This window comes from Herbaspirillum sp. VT-16-41 (assembly GCF_001994935.1).
In the GTDB taxonomy this organism is placed as follows: Bacteria; Pseudomonadota; Gammaproteobacteria; order Burkholderiales; family Burkholderiaceae_D; genus Herbaspirillum; species Herbaspirillum frisingense.
In genome coordinates, this window is record NZ_MUXB01000081.1 from 28,259 (window position 1) to 48,035 (window position 19,777).

Here is a 19,777-nt window from a genome sequence, read left to right on the forward strand (position 1 = left end):
CAGACAATGTGTCGATAAATTATTTATTTTGCTTTGCGATATAGTGTTGCCATTTTGTCGTGACTGAACTTGCCCTGATGAACCAGCCCAACCCACCTTCCAACGCACCCCAGATCGTCTCTTCCCAGCATCTGGTTTCCGAGCGCAGTGCCGAGATGTCCGAACTGGAATACGGACTGATCATGGCGGGCAACGCCTTCAACCGCTGGATGGTGCGCTGCATGTCGGCCGCCGGCGCCAAGGACATGACGGCCATCGAAGTCTCCCTGCTGCATCACGTGAACCACCGCGAGCGCAAGAAGAAGCTGGCTGACATCTGCTTCGTATTGAACGTCGAAGATACCCACGTGGTCACCTATGCATTGAAGAAGCTGGTGAAGGCCGGTCTGGTGCAGAGCGAGAAGGCCGGCAAGGAACTGCTGTTTTCCACCACGCCCGAGGGGCAGGCGCTGTGCATGCGCTACCGTGAGGTGCGCGAGCGCTGCCTCATCGAGACCCAGGCCGAAAGCGGCGTCTCCAATCATGACATCGGCCAGGCGGCCCAGCTGTTGCGCAATGCCTCCGGGCTCTATGACACGGCTGCGCGCGCCGCGGCGTCGCTCTGAACCCACTATCGATCAAGGACAGGACCCATGCGAGCAATCGAAATCAAGGAATTTGGCGGCCCCGAGGTATTGCAGCCCTGCGAGCGCCCGGTGCCGGAGTTGAAGCCCGGTGAAGTGTTGATCAAGGTGCATGCCGCCGGCGTGAACCGTCCGGACGTGTTCCAGCGTACCGGCAACTATCCGGTGCCGCCGGGCGCCTCCGACCTGCCTGGCCTGGAAGTGGCCGGCGAGATCGTGGCCGGTGAGCTGGGCGACAGCGGCTTCAGGCTGGGCGACCTGGTCTGCGCGCTGGTGCAGGGTGGCGGCTATGCCGAATACTGTGCGGCCCCGCTGGCGCAGTGTCTGCCGGTACCTAAGGGCCTGAGCGCCCTGGAGGCGGCCGCGCTGCCGGAAAACTACTTCACGGTCTGGAGCAATGTCTTCGACCGGGGTCAACTGTCGGGCGAGGAAACCCTGCTGGTGCAGGGCGGTTCGTCCGGGATCGGCGTCACGGCCATCCAGATCGCCCGCGCCCTGGGGCATCGCGTGTTCGCCACCGCCGGCAGTGCCGACAAGTGCCGGGCCTGCGAAGAGCTTGGTGCGGAGCGCGCCATCAACTACAAGACCGAGGATTTCGAGGCCGTGGTCAAGGAATTGACCGGTGGGCGTGGGGTGGATGTCATCCTGGACATGGTCGGTGGGGATTACCTGCCACGCGAGATCAAGGCGCTGGCCGACGATGGTCGGCTGGTCTTCATCGCCCAGCTGGGCGGTGCCAAGGGGCAGCTCGACATGGGGCAGGTGATGCGTCGTCGCCTGACCATCACCGGTTCGACCTTGCGCCCGCGCCCGGTGGCGTTCAAGGCGGCCATTGCGGCCAATCTGCGTCAGCACGTCTGGCCGCTGATCGAGGCCGGCAAGATCAAGCCGGTGATCCACCAGCGCTTCCCGCTGGAACAGGCGGCCCAGGCGCACGCGATGATGGAATCGAGTGCCCACATCGGCAAGATCATGCTGGAACTGTAGGCGCGCAGGTGAAGCTCGGGCGGTCCGGTTTGACCGCCTTTACAGCAACCGGCTACAATACGAGGTTATCCAAATTGACACCCATCTCGTAGAACACAGCCTATGCGTCGCAAACTTGTAGCCGGTAACTGGAAAATGAACGGCAGCCTGGCTGCCAATGCGGCCCTGGTGGCCGGCATCAAGGAAGGCCTGCCGGCCGCTGTCTGCGACGTCGCGGTATGTGTTCCGGCACCTTATCTGGCACAGGTGCAGGGCGCCGTCGCCGGTTCGGCCGTGGCGCTGGGCGCGCAGGACATGTCGGCCCACGCCTCAGGTGCCTATACCGGTGAGGTGTCGGCATCGATGTTGCAGGAATTTGGCGTGCAATACGTCATCCTCGGCCACTCCGAGCGTCGCGCCTACCATGGTGAATCCGACGCAGCGGTGGCGGCCAAGACGGTGGCAGCGCTGAGTGCCGGCCTGGTGCCGGTGGTCTGCGTGGGTGAGACGCTGGAGCAGCGTGAGGCCGGCCAGACCAATGAAATCGTGGGTGGTCAGCTCGATGTGGTGCTGACGGCCTTGAGCGTTGAGGATGCGGCGCGCATCGTGGTGGCTTACGAGCCTGTCTGGGCCATCGGCACCGGCAAGACGGCGACGCCGGAAATGGCGCAGGAAGTACATGCCATGTTGCGTGCACGCCTGGGTGCCAAGAGTGCCGAGGCAGCCGCCAAGGTGCGCATCCTGTACGGCGGTAGCATGAAGCCGGACAACGCGCAGCAATTGCTGGCCATGGCCGATATCGATGGTGGTCTCATCGGCGGCGCGGCACTGAAGGCAACGGATTTTCTGGCCATCGTCAACGCGGCGGCCTGAAGGGTAGAGTAAGGGGTTTGTCAGTTGCGGAAGGGATACTTCGGCAGCGGGCAATTGAAACATCAAGAGTGGACTTGTTTAAATGAATACTTTGTTTTTGGTTGTGGTTGTAGTTCAGGTGCTGGCGGCGCTGGCGATCATCGGTCTGGTGCTGTTGCAGCACGGTAAAGGTGCCGACATGGGGGCAGCCTTTGGCTCCGGCGCGTCCGGCAGCCTGTTTGGTGCCACCGGGTCGTCGAACTTCCTGTCCAAGTCGACCGCCGTGGCAGCCGGCATCTTCTTCGTCGCGACCCTGGGTCTGACTTTCATCGGCAATCATCACGTAGCGCAAAGCGGCGGCGTGATGGATAATCTGCAGGCGCCGGCCGCTCCTGCCCAACAAGCTGCGCCGGCGGCTCCTGCTGCTCCGGCTGATGCTGCCAAGCCGGCCGACCAGTCGAATCAGATTCCGAAATAAGCCTTTGCGCATTCTGGAATAATCCCGGAATAAACATAGAAGAATCTTTCTTTTTAGCTGATTGTGCATTGAACAAGAGTAACAAATGAAGGTACAATAGCAGTCTCAGGCCGACGTGGTGAAATTGGTAGACACGCTATCTTGAGGGGGTAGTGGCGAAAGCTGTACGAGTTCGAGTCTCGTCGTCGGCACCATAGAAATGAAATGAAAAGCCAGCGAAGGTCCTAGTGCCTGAGCTGGCTTTTTGTCGAGGAAGTTTCTGATTGATATTGAGAATCATTCCCATCGATAAACCAACGCATAGCGGCCAATCGTGAACCTCGAAAATTACTTCCCAGTCCTCCTGTTTATTCTTGTCGGCATCGGTGTCGGTGTCGCTCCCCAGCTCCTCGGTCGTCTTCTCGGTCCGCACAAGCCGGACGCTCAAAAAACTTCTCCTTACGAATGCGGTTTCGAAGCATTCGAAGATGCGCGCATGAAGTTCGATGTGCGCTACTACCTGATCGCCATCCTGTTCATCCTGTTTGATCTGGAAACCGCCTTCTTCTTCCCTTGGGGCGTGTCCATGCGTGAGCTGGGCTGGCAAGGTTTCGTCACGATGATGGTCTTCATCGCTGAATTTGTTGTCGGATTTTGGTACATCTGGAAAAAGGGTGCCCTGGATTGGGAGTAAGCCATGTCTATTGAAGGCGTATTGAATGAGGGGTTTGTTACCACCTCGCTGGATAAGGTAATCAACTGGACCCGTACCGGATCCCTGTGGCCCATGACCTTCGGTCTGGCCTGCTGCGCGGTTGAAATGATGCACGTCGGTGCTTCGCGTTACGACCTGGACCGCTTCGGTGCGGTGTTCCGTCCGTCGCCGCGCCAGTCCGACCTGATGATCGTGGCCGGCACCCTGTGCAACAAGATGGCGCCGGCACTGCGCAAGGTCTACGACCAGATGCCGGAGCCGCGCTGGGTCATTTCCATGGGCTCCTGTGCCAATGGCGGTGGTTACTATCACTACTCCTACTCGGTGGTGCGCGGTTGCGATCGCATCGTGCCGGTGGACGTGTACGTTCCTGGTTGCCCACCAACGGCTGAAGCGCTGCTGTATGGCGTGATCCAGCTGCAGAACAAGATCAAGCGCACCAACACCATCGCGCGCTAAGAGGGCAGTATGACGACAAAATTGGAAACTCTCGAAGCCGCCCTGCGTAATGCGCTTGGAGGGTATCTTCAGAATCTGACCGTGGCCCTCGGTGAAGTCACCGTGGTGGTCAAGGCGGCCGACTATCTGTCGGCCATGCGCGTTCTGCGCGACCATGCCGATACCCGCTTCGAGCAGCTGCTCGATCTGTGCGGCGTGGACTATTCGACCTATGGCGACGGCGCCTGGGAAGGCCCGCGCTTTGCCGTGGTGTCGCACCTGATGTCGATTGCGCACAACTGGCGTGTGCGTGTGCGCGTGTTCGCACCGGATGACGATCTGCCCATCGTGGCATCGGTCGATCCGATCTGGAATTCGGCTGGCTGGTACGAACGTGAAGCCTTCGACTTCTACGGCATCCTGTTCGACGGCCACCCCGACCTGCGCCGCATCCTGACCGACTATGGTTTCATCGGCCACCCGTTCCGCAAGGACTTCCCGGTGTCGGGCTATGTCGAAATGCGCTACGACGCCGAACAGAAACGCGTCATCTATCAACCCGTGACGATCGAGCCGCGCGAGATTACTCCGCGCATCATTCGTGAAGAAAACTACGGGATCAAATAATGGCAGAGATCAAAAACTATACGCTGAACTTCGGTCCCCAGCACCCGGCCGCGCACGGTGTGCTGCGTCTGGTGCTGGAGCTGGACGGTGAAGTCATCCAGCGCGCCGACCCCCATATCGGTCTGCTGCATCGTGGCACCGAAAAGCTGGCCGAGCAGAAGACCTTCCTGCAGTCCGTGCCTTACATGGACCGCCTGGACTACGTCTCGATGATGAGCAACGAGCACGGTTACGTGCTGGCCATCGAGCGCCTGCTGGGTCTGGAAGTGCCGCTGCGCGCGCAGTACATCCGCGTGATGTTCGACGAGATCACCCGCCTGCTGAACCACCTGATGTGGATCGGCGCGCACGCGCTGGACGTGGGTGCAATGGGCGTGCTGCTGTATGCCTTCCGCGAACGCGAAGACCTCTTTGACTGCTACGAAGCCGTTTCCGGCGCCCGCATGCACGCGGCCTACTACCGTCCGGGTGGCGTCTATCGCGACCTGCCGGACAGCATGCCGCAGTACAAGGCTTCGATCGTGCGCAACGAGAAGGCCATCCGCGAACTGAACGAAAACCGTCAGGGTTCGCTGCTGGACTTCATCGAAGACTTCACCAACCGTTTCCCGACCTATGTCGATGAATACGAGACCCTGCTGACCGATAACCGTATCTGGAAGCAGCGTCTGGTGGGCGTGGGCGTGGTCTCGCCGGAACGTGCGCTGCAGATGGGTTTCTCCGGTCCGATGCTGCGTGGCTCGGGCATCGCCTGGGACCTGCGCAAGAAGCAGCCCTACGAAGTCTACGACCTGATGGATTTCGATATCCCCGTGGGCAAGAACGGCGACTGCTACGACCGTTACCTGGTGCGCGTGGCTGAAATGCGCCAGTCGAATCGCATCATCAAGCAGTGCGTGGAATGGTTGCGCAACAACCCGGGTCCGGTCATCACCGACAACCACAAGATCGCTCCTCCGAAGCGTGCGGACATGAAGTCCAACATGGAAGACCTGATCCACCACTTCAAGCTGTTTACCGAAGGTTTCCGCGTGCCTGCCGGCGAAGCGTATGCCGCCGTCGAGCACCCGAAGGGCGAGTTCGGTGTCTACCTGGTCTCGGACGGTGCCAACAAGCCGTACCGCCTGAAGATCCGCGCCCCGGGCTTTGCCCACCTGCAGGCCCTGAACGAAATGGCCAAGGGTCACATGATTGCCGACGCGGTCACCATCATCGGTACCCAGGACATCGTGTTCGGGGAAATCGACCGGTAAGTCGAACGAGAGTAAGAGTCAAGGCGGGCTTCGATGAGAAGCCCGTCAGGTTTGGGGAATATCCAATAACCGCGCAGTAATGATGCGCATGGATGGCCAACGATATGCTGTTAAGTCAAGAAGCCCTTAAGAAGATCGATCGCGAACTCGCGAAATACCCGGCGGATCAACGCCAGTCTGCGGTCATGTCCGCACTGCGTATCGCCCAGGTGGAACATGGCTGGTTGCCGGCCGAGTTGCAGCAGGAAATCGCCGACTACATCGGCATGCCCGCCGTGGCTGTGCAGGAAGTTGCGACCTTCTACAACATGTTCAACACCAGCCCGGTGGGCAAGCACAAGATCACCGTGTGCACCAACCTGCCGTGTCTGCTGTCGGGTGGCGAACGCGCCGCCCATCACCTGAAGCACAAGCTGGGCATCGATTATCGTGAAACCACGGCCGACGGCCAGTTCACGCTGATGGAAGGCGAATGCATGGGCGCCTGCGGCGACGCACCGGTCATGCTGGTCAACAACCATCAGATGTGCAGCTGGATGTCCAACGAAAAGATCGACGCGCTGCTGGAGGAACTGAAGAAATGACCTGCCTGCACGACCGCCACATCAAACCGCTGATCCTCGCCGACCTGAATGGCGAGAACTGGCACCTCGAGGATTACGTCAAGCGCGGCGGCTATGAGTCGCTCAAGCGCATCCTCAACGACAAGATCACGCCCGAAAAAGTCATCGCCGACCTCAAGGCCTCCGGCCTGCGTGGTCGCGGTGGCGCAGGTTTCCCGACCGGCCTGAAGTGGAGCTTCATGCCCCGCCAGTTCCCGGGCCAGAAGTACCTCGTCTGCAATACAGATGAAGGCGAACCGGGTACCTTCAAGGACCGCGACATCATTCGTTACAATCCGCACGCGCTGATCGAAGGCATGATCATCGGCGGTTACGCGATGGGTATAACCGTCGGCTACAACTACATCCACGGCGAGATCTTCGCCGAGTACGAGCGCTTCGAGGCTGCTCTGGAAGAGGCGCGCGCCGCCGGCTTCCTGGGCGACAACATCCTCGGTACCGGCTTCAGCTTCCAGCTGCATGCGCACCATGGTTATGGTGCCTACATCTGCGGAGAAGAAACGGCGCTGCTGGAATCGCTGGAAGGCAAGAAGGGCCAGCCGCGCTTCAAGCCGCCTTTCCCGGCCAGCTTCGGCCTGTACGGCAAGCCGACCACCATCAACAACACCGAGACCTTTGCAGCCGTGCCGTTCATCTTCCAGGTAGGCCCGCAGGCCTACGCCGAGATGGGCAAGCCCAACAACGGCGGCACCAAGATCTTCTCGATCTCGGGCGACGTCGAGCGTCCGGGCAATTACGAGATCCCGCTGGGCACGCCGTTCTCCACCCTGCTGGAACTGGCAGGTGGCATGCGCGGCGGCAAGAAGATCAAGGCAGTCATTCCTGGCGGCTCGTCCGCTCCGGTGATCCGTGGCGATGTCATGATGGACACCACCATGGACTACGACGCCATCGCCAAGGCCGGCTCGATGCTGGGTTCGGGCGCGGTGATCGTGATGGACGAGACCCGTTGCATGGTCAAGTCGCTGCTGCGCCTGTCCTACTTCTACTACGAAGAATCCTGCGGCCAGTGCACGCCGTGCCGCGAAGGCACCGGCTGGATGTACCGCATGGTGGAGCGTATCGAGAATGGTCACGGCAAGATGGAAGATCTGGACGTGCTCAACTCGGTGGCCGACAACATCCAGGGGCGCACCATCTGTGCGCTGGGTGATGCAGCGGCCATGCCGGTACGCGCGTTCGTGAAGAATTTCCGTGAAGAGTTCGAGTACCACATCGAGCACAAACACTGCCTGGTTCCGGCATACATCTGAACAGGGCAGGGGATGCCGGGCGGAATGCGATGAGCCTTCCGCCGGTATCGTTGGCAAAGAATATTTAGCTTGGGCAAACAGCCATGGTTGAAATCGAAATAGACGGCAAGAAGGTTGAAGTGCAGGAAGGCAGCATGGTCATGGACGCTGCCAACAAGATCGGCACGTACATCCCTCACTTCTGCTATCACAAGAAACTGTCCATCGCGGCTAACTGCCGCATGTGCCTGGTCGAGGTCGAAAAGGCCCCGAAGCCGCTGCCTGCCTGCGCCACGCCCGTGAACAACGGCATGATCGTGCGCACCGCCAGCGACAAGGCCGTCAAAGCCCAGAAGGGCGTGATGGAATTCCTCCTGATCAACCACCCGCTGGATTGCCCCATCTGCGACCAGGGTGGTGAGTGCCAGCTGCAGGATCTGGCCGTCGGTTACGGCGGTTCTTCCTCGCGCTACCACGAAGAAAAGCGTGTCGTGGAGCCCAAGGACGTCGGTCCGCTGATCTCCATGAAGGAAATGAACCGCTGCATCCATTGCACCCGCTGCGTGCGCTTCGGCCAGGAAGTGGCCGGCGTGATGGAGTTGGGCATGCTGGGTCGCGGTGAACACTCCGAGATCACCACCTTCGTCGGCAAGACCGTGGACTCCGAGCTGTCGGGCAACATGATCGACCTGTGCCCGGTCGGTGCCCTGACCTCCAAGCCGTTCCGCTACAGCGCCCGTACCTGGGAACTGTCGCGTCGCAAGTCGGTGAGCCCGCACGACAGCGTCGGCGCCAACCTGATCGTCCAGGTCAAGGGCGGCAAGGTCATGCGCGTGCTGCCCTTCGAGAACGAAGAAGTCAACGAGTGCTGGATCTCCGACAAGGACCGTTTCTCCTATGAGTCCCTGGACAGCGCCGAGCGCCTGACCAAGCCCATGCTGAAGCAAGACGGCAAGTGGCAGGAAGTGGATTGGCAGACCGCGCTGGAATACGTTGCCCACGGCCTGCGCAACATCCGTCATGAACATGGTGCCGATGCCATCGCCGCACTGGGTACCCCGTACTCCACGCTGGAAGAACTGAACTTGCTGCAGAAGGTGGTGCGCGGTGTCGGTTCGGACAACGTCGACTTCCGCCTGCGTCAGTCCGACTTCGCTCTGGATGGCCAGGTCAAGCCGTGGCTGGGCATGTCCATCGTCGAGTTCTCGCAGCTGAACCGCGTCTTTGTGATCGGCTCCTTCCTGCGCAAGGACCACCCGCTGCTGTCGGCCCGCCTGCGCCAGTCCGTCAAGAGCGGTGCCAAGCTCAGCGTGCTGCACGCGACCGACGACGACCTGCTGATGCCGGTGGCCAACAAGATCATCGCCGGTCCTTCGGCATGGCTGTCCGCCCTGGCCGAAGTGGCCGTGGCCGTGGCCGAAGCCAAGGGCGTGGCTGCTCCCGCCGCTTATGCCGGCGTGACCGCCTCCGATGCAGCCAAGACCACCGCCGCCAGCCTGCTGTCGGGCGAAGGCCGCGCCGTGTTCCTGGGCAATGCCGCCGTCCAGCATCCGCAAGCTGCACAACTGCACGCTGCGGCCCAATGGATCGCTGAACAGACCGGTGCCAAGCTGGGTGTGCTGACCGAAGGCGGCAACGCCGTCGGTGGCTACCTGGCCAACGCCGTACCGACACCGGGCAAGGGCGCCAACGCTGCCGCCGTGTTCGCACAGCCGCGCAAGGCCTACCTGCTGCTGAACGCCGAGCCGGAACTGGACAGCCATGACCCGCAAGCCGCGCGTGCTGCCCTGAACCAGGCCGAGATGGTCGTGGTCATGTCGGCCTTCAAGCATGGTGCCGACTACGCCGACGTCCTGCTGCCGATCGCTCCGTTCACCGAAACCTCCGGCACCTTCGTCAACGCCGAAGGCCGTGCACAAAGCTTCAACGGTACCGTCAAGCCGGCCGGCGATGCGCGTCCAGGCTGGAAGGTTCTGCGCGTGCTGGGTAACCTGCTGGAGCTGGAAAACTTCGACTACGAGACTTCCGAATCCATCCGCGATGAGCTGCTGGGCAAGGAAACCGACCTGTCGGCCCGCCTGAACAACACTGCCTCCGTGCAGCTGCAGGCAGTTGCTGCTGCCACTGGTAGCGTGGAACGCGTGGCCGATGTGCCCATCTACTTCGCCGACGCCGTTGCCCGTCGTTCCGCACCGCTGCTGGAAACCCGCGATGGCCAGGCGCCCAAGGCATGGCTGTCGGCTGTGCTGGCGGCCAAGCTGGGCGTGGCCGAAGGCGACCATGTCAAGGTCAAGCAAGGCTCCGGCAGCGCTGCGCTGACTGCAGCCATCGATAAGAAACTGCCGGAAAACGTGGTCCGCGTCGCTGCTGCGCACGCCTCCACCGCTGCACTGGGCGGCATGTTTGGCGCAATCGTCGTGGAGAAAGCGTAAAAATGGATCACCTGATCGCCCAAATCAACAACGTAGGCCCGGCCTACCTGGGTCCGACCCTGTTCACCCTGGTGTGGACGCTGGTCAAGATCCTGGTGGTGATGGTGCCGCTGCTGGTCTGCGTGGCCTACATGACCTACTGGGAGCGCAAGCTGATCGGCTGGATGCACGTGCGTCTGGGCCCGAACCGCGTCGGCCCTGCCGGTCTGCTGCAGCCTATCGCTGACGCCGTCAAGCTGATCTTCAAGGAAATCTCGACTCCGTCCAAGGCCAACAAGGCGCTGTTCTACCTGGCCCCGGTGATGACCATCATGCCCGCGCTGGCCGCCTGGGCTGTGGTGCCGTTCTCGCCCGAGCACGTGCTGGCCAACGTCAACGCCGGCCTGCTGTACCTGATGGCCATCACCTCGATGGAAGTCTACGGCATCATCATCGCCGGCTGGGCCTCCAACTCGAAGTACGCCTTCCTGGGTGCCATGCGCGCTTCGGCACAGATGGTGTCCTACGAAATCTCCATGGGCTTCTGCCTGGTGGTGGTGCTGATGGTCTCGGGCAGCCTGAATATGACTGACATCGTCATGGGCCAGACTACCGGTCATTTCGCCAGCATGGGTCTGAACTTCCTGTCCTGGAACTGGCTGCCGCTGCTGCCGATCTTCGTGATCTACTTCGTCTCCGGCGTGGCCGAGACCAACCGTCACCCGTTCGACGTGGTGGAAGGTGAATCCGAAATCGTGGCCGGTCACATGATTGAATACTCGGGCATGTCCTTCGCCATGTTCTTCCTGGCGGAATACGCCGCGATGATCCTGATCTCGATCCTGACCGCACTGCTGTTCTTTGGCGGCTGGTCGGCTCCGGTATCGGCGCTGGATTTCATCCCGGGATGGATCTGGCTGGGCTTGAAGACCTTCTTCTTCCTGTCGCTGTATGTGTGGATTCGCGCATCGTTCCCGCGCTACCGCTATGACCAGATCATGCGTCTGGGCTGGAAAGTGTTCATTCCGCTGACCCTGGTGTGGCTGGTGGTCGTGGCGATCTGGATTCAGTCGCCGTGGAATATCTGGAAATAAGTTGGAAGGCTGAGGCTAAAAATGGAAGCTATTAAGGATTTTTTCGGCAGCCTGATGCTCCGCGAGCTGTTCAAGGGCCTGGCCCTGACCGGTCGCTACCTGTTCAAGCGCAAGATCACGGTGCAATTCCCCGAGGAAAAGACACCGATGTCGCCGCGTTTCCGTGGTCTGCACGCACTGCGTCGCTACCCCAACGGTGAAGAACGCTGCATCGCCTGCAAGCTGTGCGAAGCGGTCTGCCCGGCGATGGCCATCACCATCGAATCCGAGCAGCGTGCCGACGGTACCCGTCGCACCAGCCGCTACGATATCGACCTGACCAAGTGCATCTTCTGCGGTTTCTGCGAAGAATCCTGCCCGGTCGACTCGATCGTTGAAACGCACATCCTGGAATACCACGGTGAAAAGCGGGGCGACCTGTACTACACCAAGGAAATGCTGCTGGCAGTGGGCGACCGTTACGAAAACGAAATCGCCGCCGCCCGCGCCGCTGACGCCGCCTACCGTTGATCGGTACTGCCGGGCCACCTGAAGGCGGCCGGGCAGGGTGGTGGAAGGCTGGCAGGAATCTGTTGGATGTATTGCGATGGGATGGCCGTAGCTGCGGCCCCCCGTGCTGATTGAATGAACCAACTTCTGGTTGATTATGGAATTTAAAACTGTCTTGTTCTACGTGTTCGCGGTGATCCTGGTGATTGCCGCCGTACGCGTCATCACGGCCCGCAACCCGGTGCATGCCGCGCTGTTCCTGGTGCTGTCCTTCTTCTCGGCAGCCGGTCTCTGGATGCTGCTCAAGGCCGAATTCCTGGCCATCGTGCTGGTGCTGGTCTACGTCGGCGCGGTGATGGTGCTATTCCTGTTCGTGGTGATGATGCTCGATATCAACCTGGACAAGCTGCGCGAAGGCTTCTGGGGTTACTTCCCGCTGGCTGCCACCATCGGCGTGATCATTGTGCTGGAGATGGCCGCGGTCCTGCTGCGCAGCTTCTGGGTGTCCGAATCGCAGGTGCCGGCCGCATCCGACACGCTGGGCCAGACCAAGCCGCTGGGCAAGCTGATCTTCACCGAATACGTGTACGCCTTCGAAATCGCCGCCGTGATCCTGCTGGTGGCCATCGTCGCCGCAGTGGCACTGACCCTGCGCAAGCGCAAGGACAGCAAGTACTTCGACCCGGCCCAGGCGGTCAAGGTCAAGGCATCGGACCGCGTGCGTCTGGTCAGCATGCCGGCCGAATCCACCCGCAACGCGCCGGCCACCGATGCCGCCGTCGTGGCCGACAAGCCGGCCGCCGGTCAACAATCTTAAGAAGGGCGAACAAGAATCATGGCAATCACGCTCTCCCACTACCTGATCATCGGCGCGATCCTGTTCGCGATCTCGATCGTCGGTATTTTCCTGAACCGCAAGAACATCATCGTGCTGCTGATGGCGATCGAGCTGATGCTGCTGGCGGTCAACATGAACTTCATTGCTTTCTCGCATTACCTCGGTGACGCGGGCGGACAGATCTTCGTGTTCTTCATCCTGACCGTGGCCGCGGCTGAGTCCGCGATCGGTCTGGCGATTCTGGTGGTGCTGTTCCGTAACCTGGATACCATCAACGTGGAAGACCTCGATAGCCTCAAGGGCTGAGTCGGCATCCGCAGCATCCTGTTTTTGCGTTCTGGTTTGGATTTCATTTAAAGATGGGAGGCCCCCTTGCAGCAGATGGTGCAAGCGGGGCAGCCAATAAGCGATAAGGTTCATCATGGCTGGGCAACTTAACCCACATCTTCTTCTTGCTGTACCCCTGGCGCCGCTGGCAGGCTCGGCCATCGCCGGTCTGCTGGGTACCAAATTCTTCGGCAACGTGGTTGGCCGCAAGGTGTCGCACACTGTGACCATCCTCGGCGTGCTGATCGCCGCCATCATCTCGATCCAGACCCTGCTCGCAGTGCTGGATGGCGCCACCTACAACGGTACGCTGTACAACTGGATGACGGTGGCAGGTCTCAAGCTGGAGATCGGCTTCATGGTCGACAGCCTGACCGCGATGATGATGTGCGTGGTGACCTTCGTCTCCCTGATGGTCCACATCTACACCATCGGCTACATGGCCGAGGATGAGGGCTACAACCGCTTCTTCTCCTACATCTCGCTGTTCACCTTCTCCATGCTCATGCTGGTCATGAGCAACAACTTCCTGCAACTGTTCTTCGGTTGGGAAGCGGTGGGTCTGGTGTCCTACCTGCTGATCGGTTTCTGGTACACCCGTCCGACCGCCATCAAGGCCAACATGAAGGCCTTCCTGGTCAACCGTGTCGGTGACTTCGGCTTCATCCTGGGTATCGGCCTGCTGCTGGCCTACGCCGGTTCGATGAACTACAACGAAGTCTTCGCCAAGCGCGCCGAACTGGCCACGCTGACCCTGCCGGGTACCGACTGGATGCTGCTGACCGTGGCCTGCATCTGCCTGTTCGTGGGTGCGATGGGTAAATCGGCGCAGTTCCCGCTGCACGTCTGGCTGCCGGACTCGATGGAAGGTCCGACCCCGATTTCCGCGCTGATCCACGCAGCGACCATGGTGACGGCCGGTATTTTCATGGTGACCCGCATGTCGCCGCTGTTCGAACTGTCCGATACCGCACTGTCCTTCATCCTCGTGATCGGTGCCATCACGGCGCTGTTCATGGGCTTCCTGGGCACCATGCAGAATGACATCAAGCGCGTCGTGGCCTACTCCACGCTGTCGCAGCTGGGTTACATGACTGTCGCACTGGGTGCGTCGGCCTACTCGGTGGCCGTGTTCCACCTGATGACCCACGCCTTCTTCAAGGCGCTGCTGTTCCTGGGTGCGGGCTCGGTCATCATCGGCATGCACCACGATCAGGACATGCGCAACATGGGCGGCCTGCGCAAGTACATGCCCATCACCTGGATCACCTCGCTGCTGGGTTCGCTGGCCCTGATCGGTACTCCGTTCTTCTCCGGCTTCTACTCCAAGGATTCGATCATCGAAGCCGCAGCCGAGTCGCACCTGCCGGGTTCGGGCTTCGCCTATTTCGCCGTGCTGGCCAGCGTGTTCGTGACCGCCTTCTACTCGTTCCGCATGTACTTCATGGTCTTCCATGGCAAGGAACGTTTCGGCCAGGCCCATGCACATGACGAGCATCACGCACCGGCTGCCGCCCACGGCGTGCACGACGACCACGCGCATGATGCCCATGACGATCATGGCCACGATGAACATCACCATGGTCTGGCTCCTGGACAGAAGCCGCACGAGTCGCCGCTGGTGGTGACCCTGCCGCTGATCCTGCTGGCCATCCCCTCGGTCATCGTCGGTTTCTTCGCGATCTCGCCGATGCTGTATGGCGATTTCTTCAAGGGCGTGATCTTCTTCGGTGAAAACCACAAGGTCATGGAAGAGCTGGCCCACGAATACCACGGTCCGGTGGCCATGGTGCTGCATGCCTTCACCAGTGCGCCGCTGTGGCTGGCCATTGCAGGTGTGGTCGTGGCCTACTACTGCTACATGATCAATCCGCGCGTTCCGGCCTGGTTCAAGGAAAAGTTCAGCATCATCTACACCATCCTGGACAACAAGTACTACATGGACAAGTTCAACGAAGTCGTCTTCGCTGGCGGTGCCCGCCTGCTGGGTAGCGGCCTGTCCACCGTGGGCGACCGTGGCCTGATCGACGGCCTGTTCGTCAACGGCAGCGCCAAGGTTGTTGGCTGGTTCTCGAAATTCACGCGTCTCTGGCAGTCCGGTTACATCTATCACTATGCATTCGTGATGATCATCGGGGTGCTGGGTTTCCTGGTGTGGTTCATGCCGTTCCCGTTCGCCAAATAAGCTGTCCGAGTAAATAACAACCATGATGCAGTCAACATTTCCCATCTTGAGCCTTGCGATCTGGGTACCGATCGTCTTCGGCATCCTCGTCCTGGCACTGGGCCGCGACAGCAATCCGGCGCTCAGCCGCTGGCTGGCGCTGTTCGGTTCGCTGGTCGGCCTGGTCGTTACTTTCCCTCTGATCCAGCATTTCGATCCGCTGGCGCACGGTTACCAGTTCGTCGAAAAGACGCCCTGGATCGACCGCTTCAACATCAGCTACTTCCTCGGACTGGACGGCATCTCGCTGTGGTTCGTACCGCTGACCGCCTTCATCACGGTCATCGTGGTGCTGGCCGGCTGGGTGGTGATCCAGAAGCGTGTCGCTCAGTACATGGGCGCCTTCCTGATCCTCTCGGGCATCATGGTCGGCGTCTTCTCGTCGCTGGATGCGATGCTGTTCTATGCCTTCTTCGAAGCGACCCTGATCCCGATGTTCATCATCGTGGGCGTCTGGGGCGGTGACAACCGCGTGTATGCAGCCTTCAAGCTGTTCCTGTACACGCTGCTGGGTTCGCTCTTGATGCTGATCGCGCTGATCTACCTGTACTACGTGTCCGGTGGCAGCTTCGAGATCCCGACCTGGCATCAGGTGCCGCTGTCGATGCTGGAGCAGAAGATCCTGTTCTTCGCCTTCCTGGCCGCCTTCGCCGTGAAGGTGCCGATGTGGCCGGTGCACACCTGGTTGCCGGATGCCCACGTGCAGGCGCCGACCGGCGGCTCCATCGTGCTCGCGGCGATCATGCTGAAGCTTGGCGCCTACGGTTTCCTGCGCTTCTCGCTGCCGATCCTGCCTGACGCCAGCCATGCATTGTCCGGCTTCATGATCTTCCTGTCGCTGGTGGCCGTGATCTACATCGGTCTGGTGGCACTGGTGCAGCAGGACATGAAGAAGCTGGTGGCCTATTCGTCGATCGCCCACATGGGCTTCGTCACCCTGGGCTTCTTCATGTTCAACGACATGGCAGTGCAGGGTGGCATCGTGCAGATGATCTCGCACGGTTTTGTCTCCGGCGCCATGTTCATGTGTATCGGCGTGCTGTACGACCAGATGCATACCCGTGAGATTTCGCAGTACGGTGGTGTGGTCAACAAGATGCCGCGCTTCGCCTTCTTCTTCATCCTGTTCTCGCTGGCCAACTGCGGCCTGCCGGCCACCTCCGGTTTCGTTGGCGAATTCATGGTGATTCTGGGTGCTGTGAAGTTCAACTTCTGGATCGGCCTGCTGGCGGCAACCGCCCTGATCCTGGGTGCGGCCTACTCGCTGTGGCTGGCCAAGCGCGTCATCTTCGGCGCCGTGACCAACCACCACGTGGCCGAGCTGGTCGATGTGAATGCCCGCGAGTTCTTCATCCTGGGTCTGCTGGCCATTGCTACCCTGGTCATGGGTATCTATCCCGGCATCATCACCGACAGCATCCAGACTTCGGTGACCGACCTGTTGAAGCATGTGGCGGTCTCCAAGATCAACTGATCTGCGCAACAAAGATGTGAAGGGCGGGGCGCTCGCGTCCCGCCAGCCAGAAAGCTGGGCAACAACGAGTAACGAGACGAGCCGGTGTGACATTGCCGGTCGGGCGGCGCGACCGGAAGTCGCGACACAAGCGGGCGAACACAAGCGGTAGTAACTAAATGAATAACATGAATCTGATCCCTGTCTATCCGGAAATATTTCTGCTGATCGCGACCTCCGCGATCCTGCTGATCGATATGTTCCTGCCGGAAAGCAAGCGCGTCATCACCTATCTGCTGTCCCTGGCGGCACTGGTGGTGTGCGCGGTATTGACCTTTGTCGATCTCAACAGCGGCGCGACGGTCTACACGTTCAACAACATGTTCGTGTCCGATCCGCTGGCCAACCTGTTGAAGCTGTTCACCTACCTGGGTGTGGGTGTGACGCTGATCTACTCGCGCCAGTACAACACTGCGCGCGGCATCACCGGTGGCATGCTGGGCGGCGAATACTACGCCCTGGCGCTGTTTGCCCTGCTGGGCCAGATGGTCATGATTTCCGGCAACAGCTTCCTGTCCATCTACCTGGGCCTGGAACTGATGTCGCTGTCGCTGTACGCGCTGGTGGCCCTGCGTCGTGACCACGCCGCTTCCACCGAAGCCGGCATGAAGTATTTCATCCTGGGCGCGCTGGCTTCCGGCTTCCTGCTGTACGGCATGTCCATGCTGTATGGTGCGACCGGTGGCGCGCTGGAATTGAACGAAGTGTTCCGTGCCATCGTCTCCGGTACCGTTGACCGTACTCCGCTGGTGTTCGGCATCGTGTTCGTGGTGGCTGGCCTGGCCTTCAAGCTGGGTGCCGTTCCCTTCCACATGTGGGTGCCGGACGTCTACCAGGGTTCGCCGACTCCTGTGACCCTGCTGCTGGGTGCCGCTCCCAAGCTGGCCACTTTCGCCATCACCTTCCGTCTGCTGGTCGAAGGCATGCTGCCGCTGGCCGTGGACTGGCAACAGATGCTGATGGTGCTGGCCGTGCTGTCCATCATCCTGGGTAACGTCACCGCCATCGCTCAGACCAACATCAAGCGCATGCTGGCCTACTCGACCATTTCGCACATGGGCTTCATGCTGTTGGGCATGATGTCCGGCGTGGTCGATGGCAACCTGTTCTCGGCCGTGAACGCCTACAGCTCGTCGCTGTTCTATGCGGTGACCTATGTGATCACCACACTCGGTTCCTTCGGCGTGATCATCCTGCTGTCGCGCTCCGGTTTCGAGGCCGATACCCTGGAAGACTTGAAGGGTCTGAATCAGCGCAGCCCCTGGTTTGCTGCCGTGATGATGATCATGATGTTCTCGCTGGCCGGTATTCCTCCGCTGGTGGGCTTCTATGCCAAGCTGTCCGTGCTGCAGGCCGCCATGGCCACCGGCCAGATCTGGCTGCCGGTGCTGGCCGTGATCTTCTCGCTGATCGGTGCCTTCTACTACATCCGTGTGGTCAAGGTCATGTACTTCGATGAGCCGACCGATACCGCCAAGATCGTCGCCACACCGGAAATGCGCGTGGTGCTGAGCTTGAACGGTATCGCTGCCCTGGCCATCGGCCTGTGGCCGGGTCACCTGATGGATGCCTGCACCAATGCCATCGTCAGCACGCTGGCGACCTTCCTCAGCAAGGTCGTTGCGTAAGGAAGCAGGGAAATGAACGTTTCCCTGTTCAGCTGGATCGTGATCCTGTTGGCCGCCTTCGCGGCCAATTTGCCTTTTTTCAACCAGCAATTGTTCGGCCTCATCCCGCTCAAGCGCGACGCCGCCTGGGTCAAGCCGGTCTGGGTGCGGCTGATCGAGCTGCTGGTGCTGTATTTCGGCGTGGGCGTCGTGGCACATTTCCTGGAAGCAGGTATCGGCAACGTCTTTTCGCAGGGCTGGGAATTCTATGCCATCACCGGCTGTCTGTTCCTGGTGTTGGCCTATCCCGGTTACGTGATGCGCTACCTGCGCAAGCAGCACGCCTGAACCTGCCAGCAAGAGGCGTCGATCCTGGATCGGCGCCTTTTTTACATCGGAGCCGCCATCCTCGTCCGGCGGCCACCCCCCCATTTCATTCCACCACTTTCACACCACGCTCACATCATGGACGCCCACCTCAAAGAGACGCAGAAAGACAGCCGCCGGGTCTACGAAGGTCATTTCCTCAAGGTTCAGAAGGACACCATCGTGCTGCCCGATGGCAAGGAAAGCACGCGCGAATACATCAAGCATCCCGGCGCCGTGACGGTGCTGCCCTTGTTCGACGACGGCAGCGTGCTGATGGAGCGCCAGTTCCGTTATCCGCTGGATCGCGTCTTCATCGAGGTGCCGGCGGGGAAGATCGATCCGGGCGAAGATACGCTGGAGTGTGCCAAGCGCGAGCTCAAGGAAGAGACCGGCTATACGGCTACCGAGTGGCAGTACGTCTGCACCATTCACAATGCCATCGCCTATTCTGACGAACATCTGGTGCTCTACCTGGCACGTGGACTGAAGGAAGGGGAGCGCGAACTGGATGAGGGCGAGTTCCTGGATGTCTACAAGGCGCCGCTTGCCGATTTGCTGGAACAGGTGCGCAACGGCCAGATTACCGACGTCAAGACCGTCATCGGCCTGTTCTGGCTGGAGAAGATCGTCAACGGTAGCTGGACGCCGCCGCAACGCCCGGCTGGCGTCTGACGACGGCAACATGCAAAAAGCCGCATCCGAGGATGCGGCTTTTGTCCTGATGGGGCAGGGTGCTTACATGCCCGAGTAGTTCGGCCCGCCGCCGCCTTCAGGCGTGACCCAGACGATGTTCTGGGTCGGGTCCTTGATATCGCAGGTCTTGCAGTGCACGCAGTTCTGGGCGTTGATCTGCAGGCGGTCGGTGTTGTCTTCATTCTTGACGAATTCATAGACACCCGCCGGGCAGTAGCGTGCTTCCGGGCCGGCGTACTTGGCCAGATTGATCTGGACCGGCACGGCCTTGTCCTTCAGCGTCAGGTGGGCGGGCTGGTCTTCACCATGGTTGGTATTGGAGATGAAGACCGAAGACAGGCGATCGAATGTCAGCTTGCCATCCGGCTTGGGATAGGCGATCGGCGCAAAGTCGGCGGCCGGGCGCAGGCATTCGTGGTCGGCATG

The 19,777-nt window shown here is 60.5% G+C and carries 21 protein-coding genes and 1 tRNA gene; 21 read left to right on the plus strand and 1 reads right to left on the minus strand.

The window, feature by feature from the left end:
• Positions 1-77: 77 nt before the first annotated feature.
• The 21 genes from BTM36_RS06335 (at position 78) to BTM36_RS06435 (ending at position 19,330) form a co-directional block, all read left to right on the plus strand.
• Positions 78-605 (plus strand): winged helix DNA-binding protein, encoded by a 528-nt coding sequence (locus BTM36_RS06335; RefSeq protein WP_006712932.1) that lies wholly within the window; start codon positions 78-80, stop codon positions 603-605.
• Between the two features lie 27 nt (positions 606-632).
• Positions 633-1,610: an NAD(P)H-quinone oxidoreductase gene (locus tag BTM36_RS06340; protein WP_077235630.1), complete on the plus strand. Its 978-nt coding sequence runs from the start codon at positions 633-635 to the stop codon at positions 1,608-1,610.
• 102 nt (positions 1,611-1,712) lie between these two features.
• Positions 1,713-2,462: a triose-phosphate isomerase gene (tpiA, locus tag BTM36_RS06345; RefSeq protein WP_077235631.1), complete on the plus strand. Its 750-nt coding sequence runs from the start codon at positions 1,713-1,715 to the stop codon at positions 2,460-2,462.
• A gap of 82 nt (positions 2,463-2,544) precedes the next feature.
• Positions 2,545-2,919 (plus strand): preprotein translocase subunit SecG, encoded by a 375-nt coding sequence (gene secG, locus BTM36_RS06350; RefSeq protein ID WP_077235632.1) that lies wholly within the window; start codon positions 2,545-2,547, stop codon positions 2,917-2,919.
• Positions 2,920-3,028: 109 nt separating this feature from the next.
• Positions 3,029-3,113, plus strand: a tRNA-Leu gene (locus tag BTM36_RS06355).
• A 119-nt stretch (positions 3,114-3,232) separates the two neighbouring features.
• Positions 3,233-3,592: an NADH-quinone oxidoreductase subunit A gene (locus BTM36_RS06360; protein WP_006712939.1), complete on the plus strand. Its 360-nt coding sequence runs from the start codon at positions 3,233-3,235 to the stop codon at positions 3,590-3,592.
• Between the two features lie 3 nt (positions 3,593-3,595).
• Complete coding sequence (locus BTM36_RS06365; RefSeq protein WP_006712940.1) at positions 3,596-4,072, plus strand: NADH-quinone oxidoreductase subunit B family protein; 477 nt, start codon at positions 3,596-3,598, stop codon at positions 4,070-4,072.
• Positions 4,073-4,081: 9 nt separating this feature from the next.
• Entirely contained in the window at positions 4,082-4,678 is a 597-nt protein-coding gene (locus tag BTM36_RS06370; RefSeq protein ID WP_039876418.1) for an NADH-quinone oxidoreductase subunit C, read from the plus strand.
• The gene (locus BTM36_RS06375; protein ID WP_006712942.1) at positions 4,678-5,931 is read left to right on the plus strand and encodes an NADH-quinone oxidoreductase subunit D; all 1,254 of its coding nucleotides are present in this window, start codon (positions 4,678-4,680) and stop codon (positions 5,929-5,931) included. Before BTM36_RS06370 ends, BTM36_RS06375 begins: the two co-directional genes overlap by 1 nt.
• 92 nt (positions 5,932-6,023) lie before the next feature.
• Positions 6,024-6,515 (plus strand): NADH-quinone oxidoreductase subunit NuoE, encoded by a 492-nt coding sequence (gene nuoE, locus BTM36_RS06380; RefSeq protein WP_006712943.1) that lies wholly within the window; start codon positions 6,024-6,026, stop codon positions 6,513-6,515.
• Positions 6,512-7,807, plus strand: a complete 1,296-nt coding sequence (gene nuoF, locus BTM36_RS06385) for an NADH-quinone oxidoreductase subunit NuoF (protein WP_077235633.1) — start codon at positions 6,512-6,514, stop codon at positions 7,805-7,807. The genes nuoE and nuoF overlap by 4 nt, the downstream gene beginning before the upstream one ends.
• Before the next feature lie 83 nt (positions 7,808-7,890).
• On the plus strand, positions 7,891-10,218 hold the full coding sequence (gene nuoG, locus BTM36_RS06390) for an NADH-quinone oxidoreductase subunit NuoG (protein WP_077235634.1): 2,328 nt from the start codon (positions 7,891-7,893) through the stop codon (positions 10,216-10,218).
• A gap of 2 nt (positions 10,219-10,220) precedes the next feature.
• The gene (nuoH, locus tag BTM36_RS06395) at positions 10,221-11,291 is read left to right on the plus strand and encodes an NADH-quinone oxidoreductase subunit NuoH (protein ID WP_006712946.1); all 1,071 of its coding nucleotides are present in this window, start codon (positions 10,221-10,223) and stop codon (positions 11,289-11,291) included.
• Positions 11,292-11,312: 21 nt separating this feature from the next.
• Positions 11,313-11,801, plus strand: a complete 489-nt coding sequence (gene nuoI, locus BTM36_RS06400; protein WP_006712947.1) for an NADH-quinone oxidoreductase subunit NuoI — start codon at positions 11,313-11,315, stop codon at positions 11,799-11,801.
• A gap of 136 nt (positions 11,802-11,937) precedes the next feature.
• A complete protein-coding gene (locus BTM36_RS06405; protein WP_077235635.1) occupies positions 11,938-12,597 on the plus strand; it encodes an NADH-quinone oxidoreductase subunit J in 660 nt (219 codons plus the stop codon).
• Positions 12,598-12,615: 18 nt separating this feature from the next.
• Positions 12,616-12,924, plus strand: a complete 309-nt coding sequence (gene nuoK / locus BTM36_RS06410; protein ID WP_006712949.1) for an NADH-quinone oxidoreductase subunit NuoK — start codon at positions 12,616-12,618, stop codon at positions 12,922-12,924.
• A 115-nt stretch (positions 12,925-13,039) separates the two neighbouring features.
• Entirely contained in the window at positions 13,040-15,130 is a 2,091-nt protein-coding gene (nuoL, locus tag BTM36_RS06415; RefSeq protein ID WP_077235636.1) for an NADH-quinone oxidoreductase subunit L, read from the plus strand.
• A 22-nt stretch (positions 15,131-15,152) separates the two neighbouring features.
• Complete coding sequence (locus BTM36_RS06420) at positions 15,153-16,643, plus strand: NADH-quinone oxidoreductase subunit M (RefSeq protein ID WP_077235637.1); 1,491 nt, start codon at positions 15,153-15,155, stop codon at positions 16,641-16,643.
• Between the two features lie 158 nt (positions 16,644-16,801).
• A complete protein-coding gene (gene nuoN, locus BTM36_RS06425) occupies positions 16,802-18,310 on the plus strand; it encodes an NADH-quinone oxidoreductase subunit NuoN (RefSeq protein ID WP_077235638.1) in 1,509 nt (502 codons plus the stop codon).
• A 12-nt stretch (positions 18,311-18,322) separates the two neighbouring features.
• Positions 18,323-18,637: a DUF2818 family protein gene (locus BTM36_RS06430; RefSeq protein ID WP_006712953.1), complete on the plus strand. Its 315-nt coding sequence runs from the start codon at positions 18,323-18,325 to the stop codon at positions 18,635-18,637.
• 117 nt (positions 18,638-18,754) lie between these two features.
• The gene (locus tag BTM36_RS06435) at positions 18,755-19,330 is read left to right on the plus strand and encodes an NUDIX hydrolase (protein WP_077235639.1); all 576 of its coding nucleotides are present in this window, start codon (positions 18,755-18,757) and stop codon (positions 19,328-19,330) included.
• A 63-nt stretch (positions 19,331-19,393) separates the two neighbouring features.
• On the opposite strand, the gene BTM36_RS06440 is transcribed toward BTM36_RS06435, so the two are convergent.
• On the minus strand, positions 19,394-19,777 hold a 384-nt coding region (locus tag BTM36_RS06440), incomplete at its 5' end, for a 4Fe-4S dicluster domain-containing protein (protein ID WP_174616817.1).

Coding starts and splice junctions, on each gene's coding strand:
- BTM36_RS06335 (WP_006712932.1), top strand. CDS start 78: ATGAACCAGCCCAACCCACCTTCCAACGCACCCCAGATCGTCTCTTCC.
- BTM36_RS06340 (WP_077235630.1), top strand. CDS start 633: ATGCGAGCAATCGAAATCAAGGAATTTGGCGGCCCCGAGGTATTGCAG.
- tpiA (WP_077235631.1), top strand. CDS start 1,713: ATGCGTCGCAAACTTGTAGCCGGTAACTGGAAAATGAACGGCAGCCTG.
- secG (WP_077235632.1), top strand. CDS start 2,545: ATGAATACTTTGTTTTTGGTTGTGGTTGTAGTTCAGGTGCTGGCGGCG.
- BTM36_RS06365 (WP_006712940.1), top strand. CDS start 3,596: ATGTCTATTGAAGGCGTATTGAATGAGGGGTTTGTTACCACCTCGCTG.
- BTM36_RS06370 (WP_039876418.1), top strand. CDS start 4,082: ATGACGACAAAATTGGAAACTCTCGAAGCCGCCCTGCGTAATGCGCTT.
- BTM36_RS06375 (WP_006712942.1), top strand. CDS start 4,678: ATGGCAGAGATCAAAAACTATACGCTGAACTTCGGTCCCCAGCACCCG.
- nuoE (WP_006712943.1), top strand. CDS start 6,024: ATGGCCAACGATATGCTGTTAAGTCAAGAAGCCCTTAAGAAGATCGAT.
- nuoF (WP_077235633.1), top strand. CDS start 6,512: ATGACCTGCCTGCACGACCGCCACATCAAACCGCTGATCCTCGCCGAC.
- nuoG (WP_077235634.1), top strand. CDS start 7,891: ATGGTTGAAATCGAAATAGACGGCAAGAAGGTTGAAGTGCAGGAAGGC.
- nuoH (WP_006712946.1), top strand. CDS start 10,221: ATGGATCACCTGATCGCCCAAATCAACAACGTAGGCCCGGCCTACCTG.
- nuoI (WP_006712947.1), top strand. CDS start 11,313: ATGGAAGCTATTAAGGATTTTTTCGGCAGCCTGATGCTCCGCGAGCTG.
- BTM36_RS06405 (WP_077235635.1), top strand. CDS start 11,938: ATGGAATTTAAAACTGTCTTGTTCTACGTGTTCGCGGTGATCCTGGTG.
- nuoK (WP_006712949.1), top strand. CDS start 12,616: ATGGCAATCACGCTCTCCCACTACCTGATCATCGGCGCGATCCTGTTC.
- nuoL (WP_077235636.1), top strand. CDS start 13,040: ATGGCTGGGCAACTTAACCCACATCTTCTTCTTGCTGTACCCCTGGCG.
- BTM36_RS06420 (WP_077235637.1), top strand. CDS start 15,153: ATGATGCAGTCAACATTTCCCATCTTGAGCCTTGCGATCTGGGTACCG.
- nuoN (WP_077235638.1), top strand. CDS start 16,802: ATGAATAACATGAATCTGATCCCTGTCTATCCGGAAATATTTCTGCTG.
- BTM36_RS06430 (WP_006712953.1), top strand. CDS start 18,323: ATGAACGTTTCCCTGTTCAGCTGGATCGTGATCCTGTTGGCCGCCTTC.
- BTM36_RS06435 (WP_077235639.1), top strand. CDS start 18,755: ATGGACGCCCACCTCAAAGAGACGCAGAAAGACAGCCGCCGGGTCTAC.